Below are 19,480 nucleotides of genomic sequence, written 5' to 3'. Positions count from 1 at the left end.
CGAATATACTCGAGAAGTGCTTTTTTGTGTTTAAAATATATCTTTAATCATATGCACCAATTATCATCTATGCTTTATGATCGTTTTCAGCTCCTATTTGTAATATGGCGCCAAAGTGCTGCTGAGCAGTAGTAAATAAGGTAAATGTTATCAATTCAATTATTTCGTCATCTGTCAGGTGTTCTTTTAACTTTTCAACAATATAGTAAGGGATTTTTTCTTTCATTTTTAAATAAACTTCTACAAAACCTATACACAATGCTGATTTATCATCAGTAAATTGGTTAGTAGGGAGACCTTTTGCTTTGCAATATTGACACCCATTTTGTTGTGCTAGTATTCTTCGCATTTCTTCTTTTAAAGAATGAGAGAGTTTTCCGTCCTTACTTAATACATGAGATAAATTATTCCATGAATAATAAATAGGGGGATTATGTCCTAATAACTGTTGAAATGGTGTGTCTCCTAATGAACTAGTGCTTAATAATACCATCATATCACTCCTTTATATGTCATATTTAAATTATAAGTATGTTATATTAAAAATTGAATATGTAAAAAAAGTAAAAAGGGCGTAATAACTTTATAAAAAGAGGTGAATATAGTGGATGACTTTATTAATGAAAAAATACTAGAAATATTAAAAGAAAACAGCAGAATCACGATAAATGAATTAAGTAAAAAAATTAATCTATCAGCTCCAGCTACAAGAGAACGTGTAAATAAATTAGAAGATCAAGATATAATTGACGGTTATACAATAGACATCAATTATAAAAAATTAGGCTATGATATAGAGGTCATAGTTGAAATAATCATAAAAAACAACATATATGATGACTTTAAGAAATATATTAACAGCTTAGATAATGTGGACTTTTGTTATAGAGTTTCAGGAGATGCATGTTATATCTTTAAAGTTAGATTTGAAGATATGGAGAAAGTAGAATCATTTATTGATGACATACAACCATATGGACATACAAAAACTAACTTTATATTTTCCAAAATAAAAGAGTGAGTTAATTAATATGACTTTATGGGCTAGTATTAATTAAAGTTATGAAATAGTAATGACTCTCCAATAATTTGTTGGAGAGTCAATTTTTGTTGCAAAATATCATGCTATTTTTATTGATAATCGATAAAAATGATGTTAAAATTTTATTGAAAAACGATAAAAGGAGAGTAAATAGTGATGAGATTATTTGTTAAAAATTTTTCGTGGACTACAGTTTTATCTATTATTGCAGGTATGAGTTGTTACATTATAAGTTTAATTACATTACAAAAATCTGTTCCTTTAGGTGAGATATTTGATCTGAAACAAGGTTTATTCTATTATTTATTATGTTATTCTATTCAAGTTTTGTTGTATTTGATTGTGTTTTTATTGTTTATTAAGTTTTCAAATAATATTAGAAGAAATAATTATTTTAATTCTCAAAATTTCGATATTATTTTCAAATCGACTATTTTAATTATTATTTATGCTACTTTAAATGTTATAGAAACTTGGATTCCTGTTGACGCTGTAAATAAAGAAATATTAAGTAGTTCATTTTTTACAGGTGTTGTATTATTAAATATAGGTGGAATGATGTTAAACTTCTTATCTATTTATAATGAATCTGAAGCTATCAAAGAAGAACATGATTTAACTATTTAAGGGTGAGAAAATGATAAAAATTAAATTAGATGAAATTTTGAAAGAGAAAAATGTATCTTTAACTGAACTTGCCCAATCTGTAGATATTACGATTGCTAATTTATCTATTTTTAAAACTGGTAAGGCTAAAGCTGTAAGATTTAGTACGCTTGAAGCGATTTGTGAGTATTTGGATTGTCAGCCTGGAGACATTATGTTTTATGAGAAAGATGCTGAGTGAGGCTATGCATTGTTATGATTTGTAATTCATTTAATACTTACTGCCTACTCTAAAGGTCTTAAATGAATTTAGATGCGTTGTATGAGCCGTTAATTGCACAAGGGCTAACTGGGCATGATATTATTGATATGCTTGAAGGTAGTGTTTCCAACTTTCATGACATAGAAGGCAATTACTTTGCTATAACGGATTAACAGGAGGAAATTGAAATGATAGAAAAACAGTTCCAAGTTTCTTACAATATGTTATCGAACATTATTAAAGATGTCGATGAGAAACAAGCGGATTTTCAATTAGAGTTAGCTAAAAATAATATTAAGTGGCAGCTTGGTCATGTGATTATGGCGAATGAGGCTTTTGTATTTGGTAGTGAGGAAGAAGGGAATGTGCTTGGTGAAAAATTAGGTGAATCATTCTCTCCAGGTACGTCACCTCAAGATTTTACAGGTGTAGAACCTACATTCCAAGAATTAAAAGATATTTTGATGCAACAGCTTGAAAGAATCTTAAATGCGTTAGATGATAAAATGGGTCAAACAAGAAAACAACCTGTAGCAGGTATGGCGACTTTTGATGAAACGATATCATTTGCGATTACACATACAAATTATCATATTGGACAAATTAATTTAATGAAAAATATGTTAATGAACTTAGATCAAGGCGTATAGAAAAACGAGGGAAAAGTAACGATTATGTTTCTTTTCCCTCGTCTTTTTTATTTGAACATTTAAAACATAATAGTGTTTTGTCTTGTTGGACGACGCCTTCAATAAAGCCACTACTACAATAAATATTTGAATGACATGCTTTACATTTACCTACAAATTCTTTTTCCATATAATCACACCTTTAAATTCTATTTACGTGCTTAAAAATGATATGATAATTATATATATATTAACATATTTTTATTGGAGTGATTGAAATGGCTTTAGAGATGAAAACGAATTGTGAAAAATGCGACTATGAATTTCATAGTAAGAGTAATGCTTTTATTTGTGTGAAGGAGCATACGTTTTGTAGAGAATGTGCTGAAAATTTATTTTATGTATGTCCAAATTGTAATGGTGAGCTTGTCGTTCGACCGAAAGTGAAAGCGGATGAAAACACAGTAATAAGAGATAGATAATGGCGTAAATGAGGTGATGCATTGAATATTTCAAGATTACAAGTTAATGAAGTGAATAAAATCATCCCCATTTTTAACGAATATCGAGTTTATTTTGGAGAACAATCTGATATAGATGCAGCCGAAAGCTTTTTGAATGAGAATTTATCCTGTGACAATGCTGTTATTTTTATTGCTGAAGACAATGATGATGTAATAGGATTTATACAACTATATACGATGTTGTCTTCAATGAAAATGTCGGAGTTGCTTATTATAAATGATTTATATTTAACGACTAAGGCTAGAGGTCAACGTATAGGCGAAAAACTCATGCATCAAGCATTTAAGTATGGGAAAGAAAATGGTTATGAGACAATATATTTAGAAACTGAAAAATCTAATATAGGCGGTAATCGTTTATATACTAAACTAGGCATGCAAATTGATGATGAACATAATTATTATAGTAAGCAATTATAAAATTGAGGTAGAGGTGACTTTAAATGAAAGCAATAGGATTTAAAAAAAGTTTTGATTTGAAAGAGACAAATGAATTTGAAGAGCTTGATTTACCTATTCCTGAACCTAGTAGAAGAGAAATATTAGTAAATGTGAAAGCAGCTAGTATTAATCCAGTCGATACAAAATTGAGAACTACTAATGAAGGTGAATTTAAAGTATTAGGATATGATGCAGTTGGTGTGGTTGAAGCTGTAGGAGATGAAGTTGAATTATTTCATGTAGGAGATGAAGTATATTATTCAGGTTCAAATATGCATCAAGGATCTAATGCAGAATATCAATTAGTGGATGAAAGACTTGTCGGCATTAAACCAGAACATTTATCTTATGCTGAAACAGCAGCTTTACCGTTAACTGCGCTCACTGCTTTCGAGGCGCTTATTGAAGGGTTAAGCATATCCACTAATCCAGAAGATAATAAAGATAAAAAGTTACTCATTATCAATGGTGCTGGTGGGGTTGGTTCTATTGCTACTCAAATCGCTAAAAATTTAGGCCTAACAGTCATTACAACAGCATCTAGAAAAGAAACGAGAAGATGGTCTGAAGAAATGGGCGCTGATATCGTATTAAATCATAAACATCATTTACTAGATGAATTAAAAGCACATAAAATAAATGAAGTAGATTATATTTTTAATACACATAGTAGTGATGCATACTTTAACGTAATGGCAGAAATGATTAAACCAAGAGGTAGAATTGTTGCGCTCGTTAATTTTATGGATAAAGTGAATTTGAATTTATTAAAAGATAAGAGTGTGACATTCTCATTTGAATTTATGTTTACGAGACCAAAATATGAAACTGACGATATGCAAGCACATCATGAATATTTAAGAAAATTAACATATTTACTTGATAGAGGTACAATCAAAACAACCTTGCATACAAAACTAAAAGGACTAAGTGTTGAAAGTGTGACAGAAGCACATAGACTTATAGAAGAAGGTAAAACTATAGGTAAGATTGTAATAGAATATTAGAAGTATTGTGCGATTCTCATGAGCTACTTAATCACACGAAGACTTGAAGATGTACAACTAATCGTAAAATTAAAAGCACAACCTCTGCTGAGGTTGTGCTTTTTTAATTTCATATTAATAGTCATTTTCGTTTGCTTTACGTCTTAAGTGTGGATATTTAGAACGCACGACATATACGAGCAACGTAAGTGCTGCGAACACTATTGCAATAAGGCCAATTATGAGCATTGATTGTCCGTAAGTTACATCACTTGTAAAGTTAAATATGTTTTCTCTTAGAGCTTTAATGACATAACTCATTGGTGAGAATGGATGTAAGTTTTGGAATATCTTACCTGATAATTGTATTGGGAATGTTCCTTCACTTGATCCTAATTGAAGGATGAGTAAAATGATTGCCAAGAACTTACCGATATTACCTAATACGACTGTTAAGAACGTTACAATCATATATGCTGCAATACTCCATAATAATAATGTTAACGTGAAGTATACTGGATCAGCTATTTCAATTTCAAAACCATATAAACATAGGGCTGCTAAAACTAAAGCTGATCCTAAAGCTTGCATCATAAATATAGCAAATTTACTTAACCACCATCTAAATCCTGTTGAATCTCCAATTCGTTTATCAATAGGGTAGACTGCTGAGAATGCGACAGCTCCAACATATAAACTTAATGAGAGAATATATGGTGCGAAACTTTGTCCGTAGTTGTCTACTTCAGTTAAGTCATCTTCATTTGATACTACTGGGCTGTTAATAGCTTTAACATTTTCCTCGTTAAAGTATTTACCCTCTGATTGCTTGATTGCTTTATCGATATTTTGTTTTAATTTATCGTTGTTTTGTTGTAAATCGTTTAAACCTTGTGATACTTGCATGCTACCTTGTAATAGTTGGTGACCTTCAGCGCCTGCCATTGGGGCTAATTGTTCTAAGCCTGACTCAACTTGTTTGTTGCCATCAATTAGTTGTGATTCAGCATCTGACATTTGTCCGAGCGCTTTAGAAGTATCTTTATAACCATCTGTAAGTTTGTTCATACCTTTAAATGATTCAGATATATATTTTTCTCTAACAGAAGCGCTTAAATCATCTTCAACAGCTGTAACAGCTTTAGATGCTATTTGTGAACCTGTGTAAGAATAACCTGGGTTTGTCTTAACATTTAAATCGATTTTTTCAGGGTTCTTATCCAACATAGAGCCAGCATGTTTCGACGTGTTAGAAGGAATTGAAATAACAGCGAATGATTCACCTTTTTCTAAATGTTTGTCTGCTGTTTCTTGTTTAACAAATTCCCATTTAAACTTATCGTTATCTTTTAATTTGTTTTCTACATCGTTACCGATATTCGCTTTTTCTCCGTTAACTTCTCCGCCACTATCATTGTTAACGACAGATATTTTCAAATCGCCAGTCTTACCATACGGATCCCATAAAGAACCTACAAAAACTGAACTATAAATTAAGGGGATTAACATAATTGCGATTAAGGAAACGAGTAAAAATTTGTGTGTCCACAGATTTTTTATATCATCAAACATGTTTAACATTGTCCTTTCCTGTTATAAGATTATTAGCTTTTTCTAATTGTTTAACAAATGTGATGATTTCTTGATCAGAGAAGTGAGCAGACAGTTTACGATTGAATGTTTCGTAAATGACATCTTCAGTACGGTTAACAAGTTTCAATCCTTTTTCAGTTAACAGAACAGATTTTTCTCTTTTATCTTCACCTTGTTGAATTGAAATAAGATCGAGGTTTTTCAATTTGTTTATTCTATTTGATATTGCTGTTTTAAAAACACCTTGTTTAGATGCAATAAAACTATACGTACACTTAGGGAAATCTTTAATAATTTTTAAAGTTTGATATTGTTCTTTAGAAATAACTTCATCTAATCCAGAATTATTTAAAATTTTTGCTACTTCACTATGGATATTAATGATAGATTCATGAAATAAATTAAATGCTCTTTTTAAATCTTCATCCAATTAGTACACCTCCTGTACTTAACACAAAGATTATAGTACACCCTATGTACTATAATTGCAAGAGATTATGATCAAAATTTAAAATTAACAAAGATTTAGTATGAAATTGTATCTCTGATTTTTAGAGGAACTTATATAAATTATGTGAAAGGTACAAGCTAAAGGACAAAGATATTCTAGGGATTCAATCATACTTTTATTCATATTGTTAACGCTTACTAAGTTAAACGCTTTATAATAGAAATGTAGGATTAACAATTCAACGGGAGGCTATTTTATGAAGAAATTAATGAAAGAAAAAACACATTTTGTTGCCGATATGCTAAAAGGCATTGAAGTAATGGATAACTCAGTTGAAATTATAAGTGATAATGTTGTTGTTCGAAAAAAACTTAAAAAAAGTGGTGTGGCTTTAGTTTCTGGTGGTGGATCAGGTCACGAACCGGCACATGCAGGTTTTGTTGCGGAAGGTATGTTAGATGCTGCTGTATGTGGTGAAGTATTTACGTCACCAACACCTGATAAAATTCTTGAGGCTATTAAACATGTTGCGACAGATGAAGGCGTATTACTTATTATTAAAAATTATGCTGGTGATGTTATGAATTTTGAAATGGCTCAAGAAATGGCTGAAATGGAAGGTATTTCTTGTCAGTCGGTAATTGTTCGTGATGATATTTCTATAGAGAATGAACAAGATAGAAGAGGTGTAGCTGGAACGGTATTAGTCCACAAATACGCTGGCTATTTATCAGATAATGGATATAATTTAACTGAAATTAAGGAAAAAGTTGATGCGTTTATTGAAAGTATAAGAACAATTGGCATGGCAATATATCCTTGTTTAGTACCTACAACTGGTCAATATGGATTTGACTTAGATGACAGTAAAATGGAAATAGGTATAGGTATTCACGGCGAAAGAGGTATATATCAAGAGAATATGGAATCTATTGATGAAATCATAAATAGATTAATGCATGAGCTTGAAAAGGAAATTTCTGATAAGTCATTAATTGTTATGATTAATGGTATGGGCGCAACGCCGGACTCAGAACTTGCGATTATAGCTCATTATTTCAATGAATATGCATTAAACAAAGACTTAGACATTAAAAAATACTTTGTTGGAAATTATATGACAGCACTTGATATGCAAGGATTCTCTATAACACTTGTGCCATATCAACAAGCGTTAGAAGAGGCTTTTAATGCACCGACAGAAAGTAAATATTTTAAATAGGAGGCATTTTTGATGAATGCAGAAACGCTTTTAAATAGACTTAAAGATTTAAAAAATACATTTGAAACTGAAGAACAAAATTTAACCAATCTAGATAGAGCGATTGGCGATGGTGACCATGGTGTAAATATGTTAAGAGGCTTTAAAGCAGTTGATGAGAAAGCGTCGGGTGAAACAATTAGTGATGTATTAAAATCTACGGGAATGACACTCATGAGTTCAATTGGAGGTGCATCAGGTCCACTTTACGGATTTAGCTTTGTTAAAATGGCAGGTCTTGACCATGATGAAATCACCCAAGAAAATTTAAAAGAATATGTTAATACATTCAAAGATGCTGTTGCTACAAGGGGTAAAGTATCAGGTGGAGAAAAGACAATGTATGATGTGTTGTTAAAAGCAACTGAACATTTAGAAAATGGACATCAATTAACTGAAGAAGATTTGCAACAATTTGCTGAAGATACTAAAGCATTAGAAGCAACTAAAGGAAGAGCTTCTTATTTTAAAAAAGATTCAATTGGTCATATGGATCCAGGTGCTCAAAGTATGGTGTATGTATTAAAAGTTCTAAGTGAGGATGTGTAAATTATGGCGACTATCGGAATTATTAGTCATAGTAAAGAAATAGCCCAAGGTGTTAAAGATTTATTAGAACAAATGTCTCCTAATGTAACAGTTATTGCAAAAGGTGGTACAAATGAAGGTGAAATCGGTACGAGTATTGATACCGTTAATGAAGTTATAAATGAATTAACAGAAGATGCATTATTATTTTATGATATAGGTTCATCTGAAATGAACCTTGAAATGGCACTGGATTTATATGAAGGAGAATATAAATTATATAAAGTAGACGGTCCAATCGTAGAAGGTGCATTTTTAGCAAGCGTATCTTTATCTACAGGTGCAACATTAGAAGAAGCAATTGAAAGTATTAAAAGAGAATTTTCGTAAAAGTATATAAATTTTTTTACGATTTAATAAATATTAAATGATATAATTGCTCTACTAATGATTTTAACAAGGTGGAGAAATATAAATGAAGATATCGAACAAGAAATTATACGAAAAAGTTGCAGATGTCATGATATTGGATATTAATGAAGGACGTTTAAATACTGGAGATCGTTTACCATCTATTAAAGCTTTGTCTGAAAGCTTTGGGGTAGGACAAGCAACTATAAGAGAAGCGTTAAATGCTTTAAGAGCTATGGGATATATAGATATTAAACATGGCCAAGGAACATTTATAACGGAAAGAGAAGAACCACGATTTAACTTTGAAGCAATAAACGGAGATGTTAAAGACATCGAAAATTTATTAGAAGTTCGGAGTATTGTAGAAGTAGGCGTTGCAAGATTAGCAGCGAAGAATAGAAACGATGAAGACTTATTAGCGATAGAGTCTGCATTGAAAGATATGAAATTAGCAATAAAGGAAAATGATTTAGGAGAAGCATCAGACTTAAAATTTCATTTAGCGATAGCGGATGCAGCTAAAAATGATATTTTAAAACAATTGCTATTAAACGTATCTGACATCATGAGACATACAATGAAAGAAACAAGAAGAATTTACTTATATACTAAAAGTAAATCAATCGAAAAATTGTATAACGAGCATAAAGAAATTTTTGAAGCAATCAAAATTCAAAACGCTAAACTAGCTCAAAGTAAAATGGCTTTTCATTTAGAAGAAGTAGAAAAAGTCGTGTTAAGTAATATTAAAAAAACTGACAGTTAAATAATAAAAAGCTTGGGACATTCACATCTAGGCAAGCATGCACAAAATCGTAACACTGTATAAAGAAAGCATATCACACTACTTACTGAGAAATATCAGTAGCGTGATATGCTTTTTTATTTTGAATTGAGCAGATCAAGTCTTCGTGTGATTTACCTAGATTTTATAATAAATACATATAATGTCATACGATGACTATATGAGTTGTGGTATAATATTTCTATTACATTATAGTTGATCATGTTAGACCAATATAATGCAGGTACTAATTATATATGGGCAGTATTAGTATCACTTTAAGTTAATGATATGGGCATTGAATTAACTAATTTAAAAACTGATAAGGGTGGTTATATTATGAAAGTGAGTTTATTTTCTACTTGTTTAGTAGAGGCATTAAACACACGAGTAGGTATCGCAACTGTTGAATTGCTTGAGAGACTAGGATGTGAAGTGGACTATCCGGCTAGTCAAGTTTGCTGTGGGCAACCTGCATTCAATTCTGGCTATGTTGAAGAAGCTAAGAAAGCAGCTAAGATTATGATTAATGCTTTTGAAGATTCTGAGTATGTAGTTGGACCTTCTGGTAGTTGCGTTACAATGTTTAAACATTATCCAAGTGTGTTTGAAGATGATAAAGAATGGTATGAAAGAGCTCAAGCACTGAGCGACAAATCTTATGAACTTACACAATTTATAGTAGATGTGTTGAATATTACAGATGTTGGTGCACATTTAGATGGTAAGGCTACCGTTCATCCTTCTTGTCACATGACGAGATTACTAGGTGTAGTGAATCAACCAACAGCATTATTAGAACAAGTTGAGGGACTTGAGCTAGTAGAATTGCCTCATTATTATAATTGTTGTGGATTCGGTGGAACGTTCGCTGTGAAAATGGGTGATGTTTCGACTGAAATGGTTGATGAAAAAGTGGATTCAATTTTAGCAACGGGTGCTGATTATTTAATTGGTGCAGATGCGAGTTGTTTAATGAATATTGAAGGACGTTTAAAAAGACGTGGAGCAAATGTTAAAGTATTGCATATTGCTGAAGTATTAAATAATCAACTAGCTAAGGCGGTGCAATAACATGGCAATGCGTATAGGTGATAAGACGTTCAAAGAAGCTTTTAAAGTAGAGAGTAAAGATACGTTTATGAGAGGTGCTGTAAGCTCGGCACAAGATAGGCTAAGAGATAGAAAATTACAAGCTCAAGAAGATCTTGGTAATTGGGAAGAATGGAGAAATCATGCTGAAGAAATTAGACAGCATACACTTTCAAATTTAGATTATTATTTAGATTTGTTAGCTCACAATGTAGCAGAATTAGGCGGACACGTTTATTTTGCTAGCACACCTGAAGAAGCTAATGACTATGTGACAAACGTTTTGAAAAAGAAAAAAGCTAAAAAAGTCGCAAAATCAAAATCTATGGTAACAGAAGAAATTAATTTGAATGAAGCAATGGAAAAAGCTGGTTGTGAAGTTGTTGAAACCGACTTAGGTGAGTACATTCTACAAATTGATGATCACAATCCACCTTCTCATATAGTTGCACCTGCTTTACATAAAAATAGAAACCAAATTAAAGATACTTTACATGAAAAGTTAGGCTATGAAGGAACAGAAATTCCTGATGAAATGACCTCATTCGTAAGAAATAAATTGCGCCAAGACTTTTTATCAGCAGATGTTGGTGTGACAGGATGTAACTTTGCTGTAGCAGAGAGTGGTAGTTTTACTTTAGTTACAAATGAAGGTAATGCCAGAATGGTATCTACTTTACCTAAGACACAAATTACGGTGATGGGAATGGAAAGAATTGTTCCGACACATGAAGAACTCGAAGTCCTTGTTGGTATGTTAACGAGAAGTGCAGTAGGTCAAAAATTAACAAGTTATGTGACGACTTTAACTGGTCCAAGAGGCATTGGTGAAATAGACGGACCAGAAGAATTTCACCTCGTTATTATTGATAATGGACGTTCTAAAATATTAGGTACACAATTTCAGTCCATTTTGCAATGTATACGTTGTGCCGCTTGCGTTAACGTTTGTCCTGTTTATAGACATTCAGGAGGACATAGTTATGGTTCTATATATCCAGGTCCTGTTGGTGCAGTACTTTCACCTTTATTAGGAGGATATGAAGATTACGGACAATTACCATATGCATCTTCATTATGTGCAGCTTGTACAGAAGCGTGTCCTGTTAAAATTCCTTTGCATGATTTATTGTTAAAACATAGACAAGTAGAAGCGGAACAACAAAAATCAACGCCTAAAACAGAGCGCATGTTAATGAAAGGATTTGGTTTTGGTGCTTCTAAACCTACGTTATTTAAATATAGTATGAAGTTAGCTAGACCAATGATGAAACCTTTCAGTGATGATGATTCAATTCATAAAGGACCTGCACCACTTCACGCATGGACACAATCAAGAGATTTTCCTTTACCTGAAGAAACGAGGTTTAAAGATTGGATGCAACAACACCTTAAAGAAAGGGAGGATCAATAATGGCTGGTACAATACAAAATAGAACAAAGTTCTTAAACAATATTTCAGAGCAATTAGGTCGTCCGAAACCAATAAAAGTGAACAAGCCTAAGTGGAAATATCAACCACAAGAAAAAACATTAACGGGGCTTAGTCCATCACAACTCGTAGACTTGTTAGAAGAACAATGTAAAAAAATTCATACAGGATTTGTTAAGGCGACTAAAGCTTCATTAGATAATACTTTGCGTGATGTAATTAAAGCATATAATCAAGGTGAAATCATTGCATGGAATGATAAGCGCTTTGAAGAAAATGGTATAAATTTGGAACAATATCAAACTTATATTTGGAACGAAGAAAATGGTGAAGAGAATAGAGTAGTAGCTGAAAAAGCCAATATTGGTATTACATTCAGTGACACAACATTAGCTGAAAGTGGCACTGTCGTATTATATGCAGGAAAAGGCAAAGGCAGAAGCGTCAGTTTATTACCAACACACTATATAGCAATCGTTCCTCAATCAACAATTGTGCCGAGATATACACAAGCAGCACAAGAAATGAATAAAATGATGAAAGATAAAGAACGATTTCCATCATGTATCAATTTGATTTCAGGTCCATCTAATTCAGCAGATATTGAAATGGAGTTAGTAGTAGGGGTACATGGACCTGTTAAAGCAACATATATAGTTGTAGAAGATATATAAAGTTGAGTATGATATCTTTTGAGTCTTCTTGTGATTTGAGGAGTCTTGCAACATACAGACGTTCTATGTTGCTTGTTTGGTCAGTCTTGCAACATTCAGGCCTTCTATGTTGCTTGTTTAGTAAGTCTTGCAACATAGAGCATGTACCTAAAAGAACAAGCAAAAAAATATATGGAAAATATATTATTCTCCACGATTTTGTAAAGTGCTGACGCCCGGGGGAATAGTATGTGCGAGAGACTACAGGCTCGAACCATACCCCCAGGCAAGCATGCACTTTCAAAATCGTAAGATTTTAAAATGATAAAAAGATCTCTTCACTAAGCTATAGCCTAATGAAGAGATCTTTTATTTTGTGAATGGTATTTATGTCCCAGACACTTTAAATTTTTTATGTAAAAATTAAAGCGATAAGCTTCAGGAGGCTTATCGCTTTAGGGTATATAACCCCATCCGTTCCATTTCATAATCATATATAAAGACTTCTTACAGTTAATAATAAATTGTATGATGCCTATTCAATAATGAAGTACATTTATTACAACTTATCATCTGTATATTTAGTATAAGCTCAACATTACATATTATCAATGTTAATTCATAAAAAAATATGCCAAATTTACACTTAAATTTCATATATGACATGACTCGCAAATGCTTATGGTATGCTACTTACAAAAATTATCAGAAACTTCAAAAAATAATGCATTTTATGATATACTGTCCCTAATTTATTTTTGGGAGGAAAACTTATGAGCCAAACAAAACAGAAGATTTCATTCATTCATCGATTTCTCAATTTTATAGAAAAAGCAGGTAATAGATTACCTGATCCAAGTATTTTATTCTTCTTTTTATGTGCTGGGTTAATTTTTCTTTCGTGGTTTGTTTCTTTATTTAATATTAAAGTCGAGAATCCAGGTACAGGAAAGACAGTTGAAGTTACAAACCTTATTTCTAGAGAAGGATTTGGGAAAATTATAAGTGAATCCATTACAAACTTTTCTGAATTTCCAGCATTAGGTTTAGTATTAGCTGTAATGTTAGGTGTTGGGGTAGCAGAAAAAACAGGTTATTTCGATAAATTAATGATTCAAGTTGTACAAAAAGCACCTAGAAAAATTATTGTGCCAATTATCATATTTGTAGGTATTATAGGTAATGCTGCTGGCGATGCTGCGCCAGTTGTACTTCCACCTTTAACGGCCTTAGTATTTATAAAGTTAGGCTATCATCCAATTGCAGGACTTGCTATGGCTTATGCTTCAGCACTTGGTGCGTTTGCAGCGAATATAACTTTAGGAATGGGCGATGCACTAGTATATGCATTTACTAAACCAGCAGCAGAAATTATTGATAAAGATATTAATTTAAATGTAGCGATGAACTGGTACTTTATAGCTGCATCGACGATTATTTTACTCCCAGCAATTTATTATGTCAGTATGAAAATTGTTATTCCACGTCTTGGAGAATATAAACCAAATGAAGATACTGAAAATGATGAAGCAAAAAATGAAATTAGCGCTAAAGAAAATAAAGCTTTAAAATTTGCGAACATTAGTTTTATGATCGTTGTAGGTGTATTACTGGCATTATCTATACCAGAAAACGGATGGTTAAGAAACCCTAAAACAGGTAGCTTAATTGAGAAAGCACCATTAATGGATGGAGTAGGCATTATCATCTTAATTGTCTTCTTTGTGCCAGGTTTTGTGTATGGTATTGTTTCTGGAAGAATTGGCAATACTAAAGATTTAGGGAAAATGTTATCAGATTCAATGTCGACAATGGGTAGCTTTATTGTGATTGTCTTCTTTGCTGCTCAATTACTCGCATATTTAGAATGGAGCAACTTAGGTATCGTGATATCTGTAAAAGGAGCAGAGATGTTGCAAGGGCAAAATGGTGTAGTGCTCATTATCGGCTTTATTATATTGAGTAGTTTAATCAATTTACTCATTGGAAGTGCATCAGCAAAATGGGCAATATTAGCACCGATTTTTATACCGATGTTTATGTTGCTTGGATATCATCCAGCATTTACTCAAATGATCTATAGAATAGGGGACTCTATAACGAACCCAATAACACCGATGATGCCTTACTTACCATTATTACTTTCCTATGCTCAAAAATACGATCAAAATATGAAATTAGGAACATTAATTTCTAGTTTAATGCCTTATTCAATCGTTCTAGCAATCGTTTGGCCAATATTTATGATTATATGGTTTTTATTAGGTATACCTCTTGGTCCAGGTGGAGATATTTACTTTAATAAATAAATTTATTCTAGACGAATTAATTGTTAGTTATAATAGTTCTATTTCAAGTATATTTGTATGAAAGCTATTCCATAAATAACTGTCTATATGGTACAATCACCAATGGTAGATCAATAACATTTCAAATAAGAATATACAATATATAATATATATAACAACAAATAGAAAAGGATGATTTAATGTCTCCGTTAATGTTAAAGCCTGTCTTTAAAGAGCGCATATGGGGCGGCCGAAGTTTAGAAAAAATGGGATATAACCTTCCAGATGGACAGATTGGTGAATGTTGGGGAATATCTGCTCATGAAAATGGACCTAACGAAATAGCAAGTGGCCCGTATAAAGGGCAAACTTTAGACCAAGTTTGGTCAGAACACCCTGAGCTTTTTGGCAACCCTTCAGAAGAAAAATTTCCATTACTCACTAAAATTTTAGATGCTAATGATAAATTATCAGTTCAAGTACATCCTGATGACACGTATGCATCCGAACATGAAAATGGTGAATTTGGTAAAACAGAATGTTGGTATGTTATTGACGCAAAAGAAGATGCAGAAATTATATATGGTACATATGCTAATACAAAACAGCAATTAGAAGAATTTATAAAAAACGAAGATTGGGATCATCTTTTTAAACGTATTAAAGTAGAACAGGGAGACTTCTTTTATGTGCCAAGTGGAACAGTACATGCTATAGGAAGCGGCATTATGATTTTAGAAACACAGCAAAATTCTGATACAACTTATAGAATTTATGATTATGATCGCATCGATCAAGACGGAAACAAAAGAGAGCTGCATTTAGATAAGAGTCAAGATGTCATTACTGTTGGTTCACAAAGTCCGAACGTACCGCCTAAAAAAATTGATGACGAAGAACAAAAAGGTATATTGTTAGTTGAGAGTGATTTCTTTACAGTTGCTAAATGGCAAATCAATGGAACATTTAACTTTAGAAAACCGAGAGATTATTGTTTAGTTAGTGTCATTGCAGGTAACGGAGAAATTATAACTGACGGAAATGTATTTGAAGTAGATAAAGGTGATCACTTAATCATGACTGCAGATGATTTAGATAACCATATTAACGGTCAATTAGAAGTTATTATTAGCTATGTTTAGAATGGAGCAAATAAAATGAAGAAATTTTTATATTTATCATTAGCGTGTGCAGTTATAGCCGGGCTAGGAATATTCTTTGGCTTACCAAAATATCCTACTCCTGTCATTCCATTTATAATTGCGCTAATAGGATTGCTATTAGCTATCTCTACAGTAAAAGATAAAGAAATTTCAGCAGGACTTAAGCTAGGAGGCATTTTAGTAAATCTGATGCCATGCTTAGCCGGATTATCATTAATTATATAAATAGAAAAAACAGCCGACAAAATATAAATTTGCCGGCTGTTTTGTGGTTTATTTAAATTGAGAAATTTTTTATAAATGTAGTATCTTATATTATTATCTTATTATTAATATTTCAAAATAATATAGAGTTATAGGATTAGTGAAAATGAAATAAAACTGTAATATAAACCACTCTAAATACAGTGTATAATTAGAAAGAATAAATACATAACTGGAAAGAAGATGGAGGTAAATTAATTTGAAGAAAAAGACAATAGCGGCTTTCGTTGGCGCTTCTGTAGCAGTAGCAGTATCTTCTCATCACGCTGAAGCGGCAACGTATAAAGTTAAAAGTGGAGATTCTTTGTGGTTAATTGCTGACAAACATAATACAACAATTGCGAAAATAAGAAGTTTAAATAAATTAAACTCTAATCTCATTTTCCCTAATCAAGTATTGCAAGTACCGGGAACAACAAGTTCATCGAATTCTAACACGGGTTCTACTTCAACTTCATCAACGACATATTACACAGTGAAATCGGGAGATTCATTATCAGCAATTGCCGGTAAATATGGTACATCATACCAAAAGATTATGTCATTGAATGGATTGAGCAATACTATTATTTATCCGGGACAAAGGTTGAAAGTTAATGGAACAACAAGTTCTAGTAGTAGTTCTAATAATACCGGGACGTCAAATAATTCAGGTAGCACTTCTACATATACAGTGAAATCGGGAGATTCATTATCAGCAATTGCAGCTAGATATGGTACAACTTACCAAAAAATTATGTCTTTAAATGGATTATCAAATTTCATTATTTATCCAGGACAAAAACTAAAAGTAAGCGGCACTGTTTCTAACACTGGCGGCAATTCAACTTCTAATAACAATAGCGGTTATGTAGCACCTAAGTTTTACCATCAAAATTTATATGACTGGGGACAATGTACTTGGCATGTCTTTAACCGTCGTCAAGCTATCGGTAAACCAATCAGTACTTACTGGTGGAATGCAAATAACTGGGCTAGTGCAGCAGCTAAAGATGGCTATAGAGTCAATCGTACGCCAGCTGTAGGATCAATCTTGCAATCATCTGCTGGATATTACGGTCATGTGTCATTTGTAGAACGTATAAATTCAAATGGTAGCATTCAAGTTTCAGAAATGAACTTTGCTTCATCTCCAGGTGTATTAACTTATAGAACAATAGCGGCTTCACAAGTATCAAGTTATAATTTTATACATTAAAACACAAAACTGAGACACATTGTTGTCTCAGTTTTTTTATACGTGTAAACATAGACATGAATGTGAATGTCTTATACAATGTAAATATTAATGTGTTGTTAAAAAAGTAAATGCAAAGTGAACTTTTCATAGAATATAAAACAATGACATCAAAACAAATTTGATGATGATGATAATCGATAATTATTGATATTAAGGAGTATACATATGTCTGAAGAAAGAAACTACTTTTGGTTAAATTGTGGATATAATAGGTGGAATCATACGGAACCATTAGAAGGACAAATAGCGGTATTTGAGTCAGGTGCAAGTTTTAATCCTACTCAAGGATATCATGCATTTAAAACAGCAAGACCTGGAGACAAAGTAATATACTATCAAGTTCAAAATCAAGTAGGATTGCTAGGTTATGGTGAAATTGTTCATGTTCAAACTGGTGGTAATCAAAAGGTGAGTATCCACTTTAAATTCGAGAAATCTTTAACGATGCTATCTATTGAATATTTAAAAAGAAGCGAACAATTAGAATTAAGAATCAAACAGATTACAGATCAATTGTTTAATCGTATTTCAAAAGAAGAGTTTGATTTAATTATTGGATTAGGACAAGGTGCAATTAAAATCCCAAGATATTTTCTATTATCTGAAGAAATCCCATTTGAAGAAGATGAAACTTATACTATATTTACTCATACTGTAAATGGCATTAAAAGAAATGGTTATACCTATTATACGCAATTAGAAATAGGTGACCAAATTGTATTTTTAAGTAGAAATGCTAATCACTCAATTATTGGTACTGGAGAAGTTTCTGATAGTATACATAAACTTCCACCACAGCCTGGTAGAACAGATTCTACTTGTATTAAAGTTAAATATCATAACGATATTAACCCTATAAATGTTGGAGAATTAAATAAACATCAATCTTTAAAAAAATTATACTTCTTACAAGAAAATTCAAAGCAATCTATTGCTAACTTAACTAAAGCTCAATATGACGCAATGTTGGATATGAGTAACGGTACGTATCAACAACGCTCAAATCAACAATATGAGATGCCTGTTCAACGAGAGCAAGAAACTGAACATAAAAAAGACAAGCCTATCATTTTGATGCTTTGTGATAATAAAGAAGATGGATTGAAAAAAGCTAAACATTATGTTGAACGTGAACTTGCTAAAGGTATATATACTGTCGGTCATCCAGACTTTTCAGAAGAAATGTTATATGGCAGATATTTACCGAATGAAAGTGGTGCGTTGTATTATAGAGAGGGATTTATCACAGGTCATATTACGAACTCTGAAAGAGAGTGGCTCGTTATAGATCAGTTTGAAAGAATCGATCCAGAAATACTTCAGTTATTCTTAAATGTGCTTGATGGGCATGAAATGACAGTACCGAGATATAACCACGAAGGAAAAATGGTCAAATGGAGTTTAGAAAAAGACTCATTCTACCGTCACAATCCAAAGTGGAGAATGATCGGTTTATGCTATGGCACATTAGAAGATATTAAACAACAATACTCTCATCAGTTTTTAAAACATTGTAGAGTGCTACATGTAGGATAATAAATAAAACAGTTTGGTACATAAATATCCATTCTCGAAACAAAGGTCTCTTCATTAGGTTATAGCCTAGTGAAGAGATCTTTGTTTTTATATCTTACTATTTTGAACCAGAAGATATTTTACCATTCTGGTGTAATAGGGTTTATTAAATACTGAATATTCTGTAAGATGATAATATGCTTATGTGTATTCCTATTATAAAAACATACTAAGATTAGCTATGAAGAAATCTATGACGATAGATTTTTTCATAGCTATTTTTTATAGTTATAGAGAGGAGTAGACTGTGCG

General features: G+C 32.0%; 24 protein-coding genes. 20 read left to right on the top strand and 4 right to left on the bottom strand.

Annotated features, from left to right (window positions below):
* Window positions 1–67: 67 nt before the first annotated feature.
* The gene (locus tag LQ598_RS07475; RefSeq protein WP_192977805.1) at window positions 68–493 is read right to left on the bottom strand and encodes a carboxymuconolactone decarboxylase family protein; all 426 of its coding nucleotides are present in this window, start codon (window positions 491–493) and stop codon (window positions 68–70) included.
* A 111-nt stretch (window positions 494–604) separates the two neighbouring features.
* Here LQ598_RS07475 and LQ598_RS07470 point away from each other — a divergent pair, with 111 nt between their 5' ends.
* The 5 genes from LQ598_RS07470 (at window position 605) to LQ598_RS07455 (ending at window position 2,560) form a co-directional block, all read left to right on the top strand.
* Window positions 605–1,021, top strand: coding sequence for an Lrp/AsnC family transcriptional regulator (locus tag LQ598_RS07470; RefSeq protein WP_192977798.1), 417 nt, complete (start codon window positions 605–607; stop codon window positions 1,019–1,021).
* A gap of 177 nt (window positions 1,022–1,198) precedes the next feature.
* Window positions 1,199–1,669, top strand: a complete 471-nt coding sequence (locus tag LQ598_RS07465) for a DUF2975 domain-containing protein (RefSeq protein ID WP_328797674.1) — start codon at window positions 1,199–1,201, stop codon at window positions 1,667–1,669.
* Between the two features lie 10 nt (window positions 1,670–1,679).
* Window positions 1,680–1,889, top strand: coding sequence for a helix-turn-helix domain-containing protein (locus tag LQ598_RS07460; RefSeq protein WP_107536786.1), 210 nt, complete (start codon window positions 1,680–1,682; stop codon window positions 1,887–1,889).
* Between the two features lie 62 nt (window positions 1,890–1,951).
* Entirely contained in the window at window positions 1,952–2,083 is a 132-nt protein-coding gene (locus LQ598_RS13800) for a VOC family protein (RefSeq protein ID WP_264298332.1), read from the top strand.
* 15 nt (window positions 2,084–2,098) lie between these two features.
* Window positions 2,099–2,560 (top strand): DinB family protein, encoded by a 462-nt coding sequence (locus LQ598_RS07455; RefSeq protein ID WP_169034952.1) that lies wholly within the window; start codon window positions 2,099–2,101, stop codon window positions 2,558–2,560.
* A gap of 22 nt (window positions 2,561–2,582) precedes the next feature.
* On the opposite strand, the gene LQ598_RS07450 is transcribed toward LQ598_RS07455, so the two are convergent.
* A complete protein-coding gene (locus LQ598_RS07450) occupies window positions 2,583–2,729 on the bottom strand; it encodes a hypothetical protein (protein WP_192977799.1) in 147 nt (48 codons plus the stop codon).
* Window positions 2,730–2,817: 88 nt separating this feature from the next.
* On the opposite strand from LQ598_RS07450, the gene LQ598_RS07445 reads away from it, so the two are divergent.
* The 3 genes from LQ598_RS07445 to LQ598_RS07435 are packed head-to-tail and all read left to right on the top strand — an operon-like array spanning window position 2,818 to window position 4,511.
* The gene (locus LQ598_RS07445) at window positions 2,818–3,021 is read left to right on the top strand and encodes a DUF1272 domain-containing protein (protein ID WP_016911135.1); all 204 of its coding nucleotides are present in this window, start codon (window positions 2,818–2,820) and stop codon (window positions 3,019–3,021) included.
* 21 nt (window positions 3,022–3,042) lie between these two features.
* A complete protein-coding gene (locus LQ598_RS07440; RefSeq protein ID WP_192977800.1) occupies window positions 3,043–3,483 on the top strand; it encodes a GNAT family N-acetyltransferase in 441 nt (146 codons plus the stop codon).
* A 23-nt stretch (window positions 3,484–3,506) separates the two neighbouring features.
* A complete protein-coding gene (locus tag LQ598_RS07435; RefSeq protein WP_192977801.1) occupies window positions 3,507–4,511 on the top strand; it encodes a zinc-binding alcohol dehydrogenase family protein in 1,005 nt (334 codons plus the stop codon).
* 114 nt (window positions 4,512–4,625) lie between these two features.
* Here LQ598_RS07435 and LQ598_RS07430 read toward each other — a convergent pair whose 3' ends face one another.
* Window positions 4,626–6,071 (bottom strand): YhgE/Pip domain-containing protein, encoded by a 1,446-nt coding sequence (locus LQ598_RS07430; protein WP_192977802.1) that lies wholly within the window; start codon window positions 6,069–6,071, stop codon window positions 4,626–4,628.
* Window positions 6,055–6,513: a MarR family winged helix-turn-helix transcriptional regulator gene (locus tag LQ598_RS07425; protein ID WP_107559352.1), complete on the bottom strand. Its 459-nt coding sequence runs from the start codon at window positions 6,511–6,513 to the stop codon at window positions 6,055–6,057. The genes LQ598_RS07430 and LQ598_RS07425 overlap by 17 nt, the downstream gene beginning before the upstream one ends.
* Window positions 6,514–6,790: 277 nt before the next feature.
* Between LQ598_RS07425 and dhaK the strand changes: the two genes are divergently transcribed.
* The 12 genes from dhaK (at window position 6,791) to LQ598_RS07365 (ending at window position 19,189) form a co-directional block, all read left to right on the top strand.
* Window positions 6,791–7,756 carry a dihydroxyacetone kinase subunit DhaK gene (dhaK, locus tag LQ598_RS07420; protein WP_016911140.1) on the top strand — a complete coding sequence of 322 codons (966 nt, stop codon included), beginning with the start codon at window positions 6,791–6,793 and terminating at the stop codon, window positions 7,754–7,756.
* Between the two features lie 12 nt (window positions 7,757–7,768).
* Window positions 7,769–8,344 (top strand): dihydroxyacetone kinase subunit DhaL, encoded by a 576-nt coding sequence (dhaL, locus tag LQ598_RS07415; protein ID WP_016911141.1) that lies wholly within the window; start codon window positions 7,769–7,771, stop codon window positions 8,342–8,344.
* A gap of 3 nt (window positions 8,345–8,347) precedes the next feature.
* Complete coding sequence (gene dhaM / locus LQ598_RS07410) at window positions 8,348–8,713, top strand: dihydroxyacetone kinase phosphoryl donor subunit DhaM (RefSeq protein ID WP_016911142.1); 366 nt, start codon at window positions 8,348–8,350, stop codon at window positions 8,711–8,713.
* A gap of 85 nt (window positions 8,714–8,798) precedes the next feature.
* Entirely contained in the window at window positions 8,799–9,503 is a 705-nt protein-coding gene (locus LQ598_RS07405; protein ID WP_192977803.1) for a FadR/GntR family transcriptional regulator, read from the top strand.
* A 357-nt stretch (window positions 9,504–9,860) separates the two neighbouring features.
* Window positions 9,861–10,595: a (Fe-S)-binding protein gene (locus LQ598_RS07400; RefSeq protein WP_016911144.1), complete on the top strand. Its 735-nt coding sequence runs from the start codon at window positions 9,861–9,863 to the stop codon at window positions 10,593–10,595.
* A 1-nt stretch (window position 10,596) separates the two neighbouring features.
* Window positions 10,597–12,027, top strand: a complete 1,431-nt coding sequence (locus LQ598_RS07395) for a LutB/LldF family L-lactate oxidation iron-sulfur protein (protein ID WP_192977804.1) — start codon at window positions 10,597–10,599, stop codon at window positions 12,025–12,027.
* A complete protein-coding gene (locus tag LQ598_RS07390) occupies window positions 12,027–12,719 on the top strand; it encodes a LutC/YkgG family protein (protein WP_107556973.1) in 693 nt (230 codons plus the stop codon). The genes LQ598_RS07395 and LQ598_RS07390 overlap by 1 nt, the downstream gene beginning before the upstream one ends.
* A gap of 752 nt (window positions 12,720–13,471) precedes the next feature.
* A complete protein-coding gene (locus LQ598_RS07385) occupies window positions 13,472–15,007 on the top strand; it encodes an AbgT family transporter (RefSeq protein ID WP_107536794.1) in 1,536 nt (511 codons plus the stop codon).
* A gap of 179 nt (window positions 15,008–15,186) precedes the next feature.
* On the top strand, window positions 15,187–16,128 hold the full coding sequence (gene manA / locus LQ598_RS07380; protein ID WP_239745398.1) for a mannose-6-phosphate isomerase, class I: 942 nt from the start codon (window positions 15,187–15,189) through the stop codon (window positions 16,126–16,128).
* A gap of 15 nt (window positions 16,129–16,143) precedes the next feature.
* On the top strand, window positions 16,144–16,374 hold the full coding sequence (locus LQ598_RS07375) for a hypothetical protein (RefSeq protein ID WP_016912732.1): 231 nt from the start codon (window positions 16,144–16,146) through the stop codon (window positions 16,372–16,374).
* A gap of 238 nt (window positions 16,375–16,612) precedes the next feature.
* Window positions 16,613–17,611: a LysM peptidoglycan-binding domain-containing protein gene (locus LQ598_RS07370; protein WP_016912733.1), complete on the top strand. Its 999-nt coding sequence runs from the start codon at window positions 16,613–16,615 to the stop codon at window positions 17,609–17,611.
* A 207-nt stretch (window positions 17,612–17,818) separates the two neighbouring features.
* On the top strand, window positions 17,819–19,189 hold the full coding sequence (locus LQ598_RS07365; RefSeq protein ID WP_239745397.1) for an EVE domain-containing protein: 1,371 nt from the start codon (window positions 17,819–17,821) through the stop codon (window positions 19,187–19,189).
* Window positions 19,190–19,480: the final 291 nt, after the last annotated feature.

Source organism: Mammaliicoccus sp. F-M27, from assembly GCF_022387115.1.
GTDB lineage: Bacteria > Bacillota > Bacilli > Staphylococcales > Staphylococcaceae > Mammaliicoccus > Mammaliicoccus vitulinus.
This window is presented reverse-complemented; position numbering and strand designations above follow the sequence as displayed.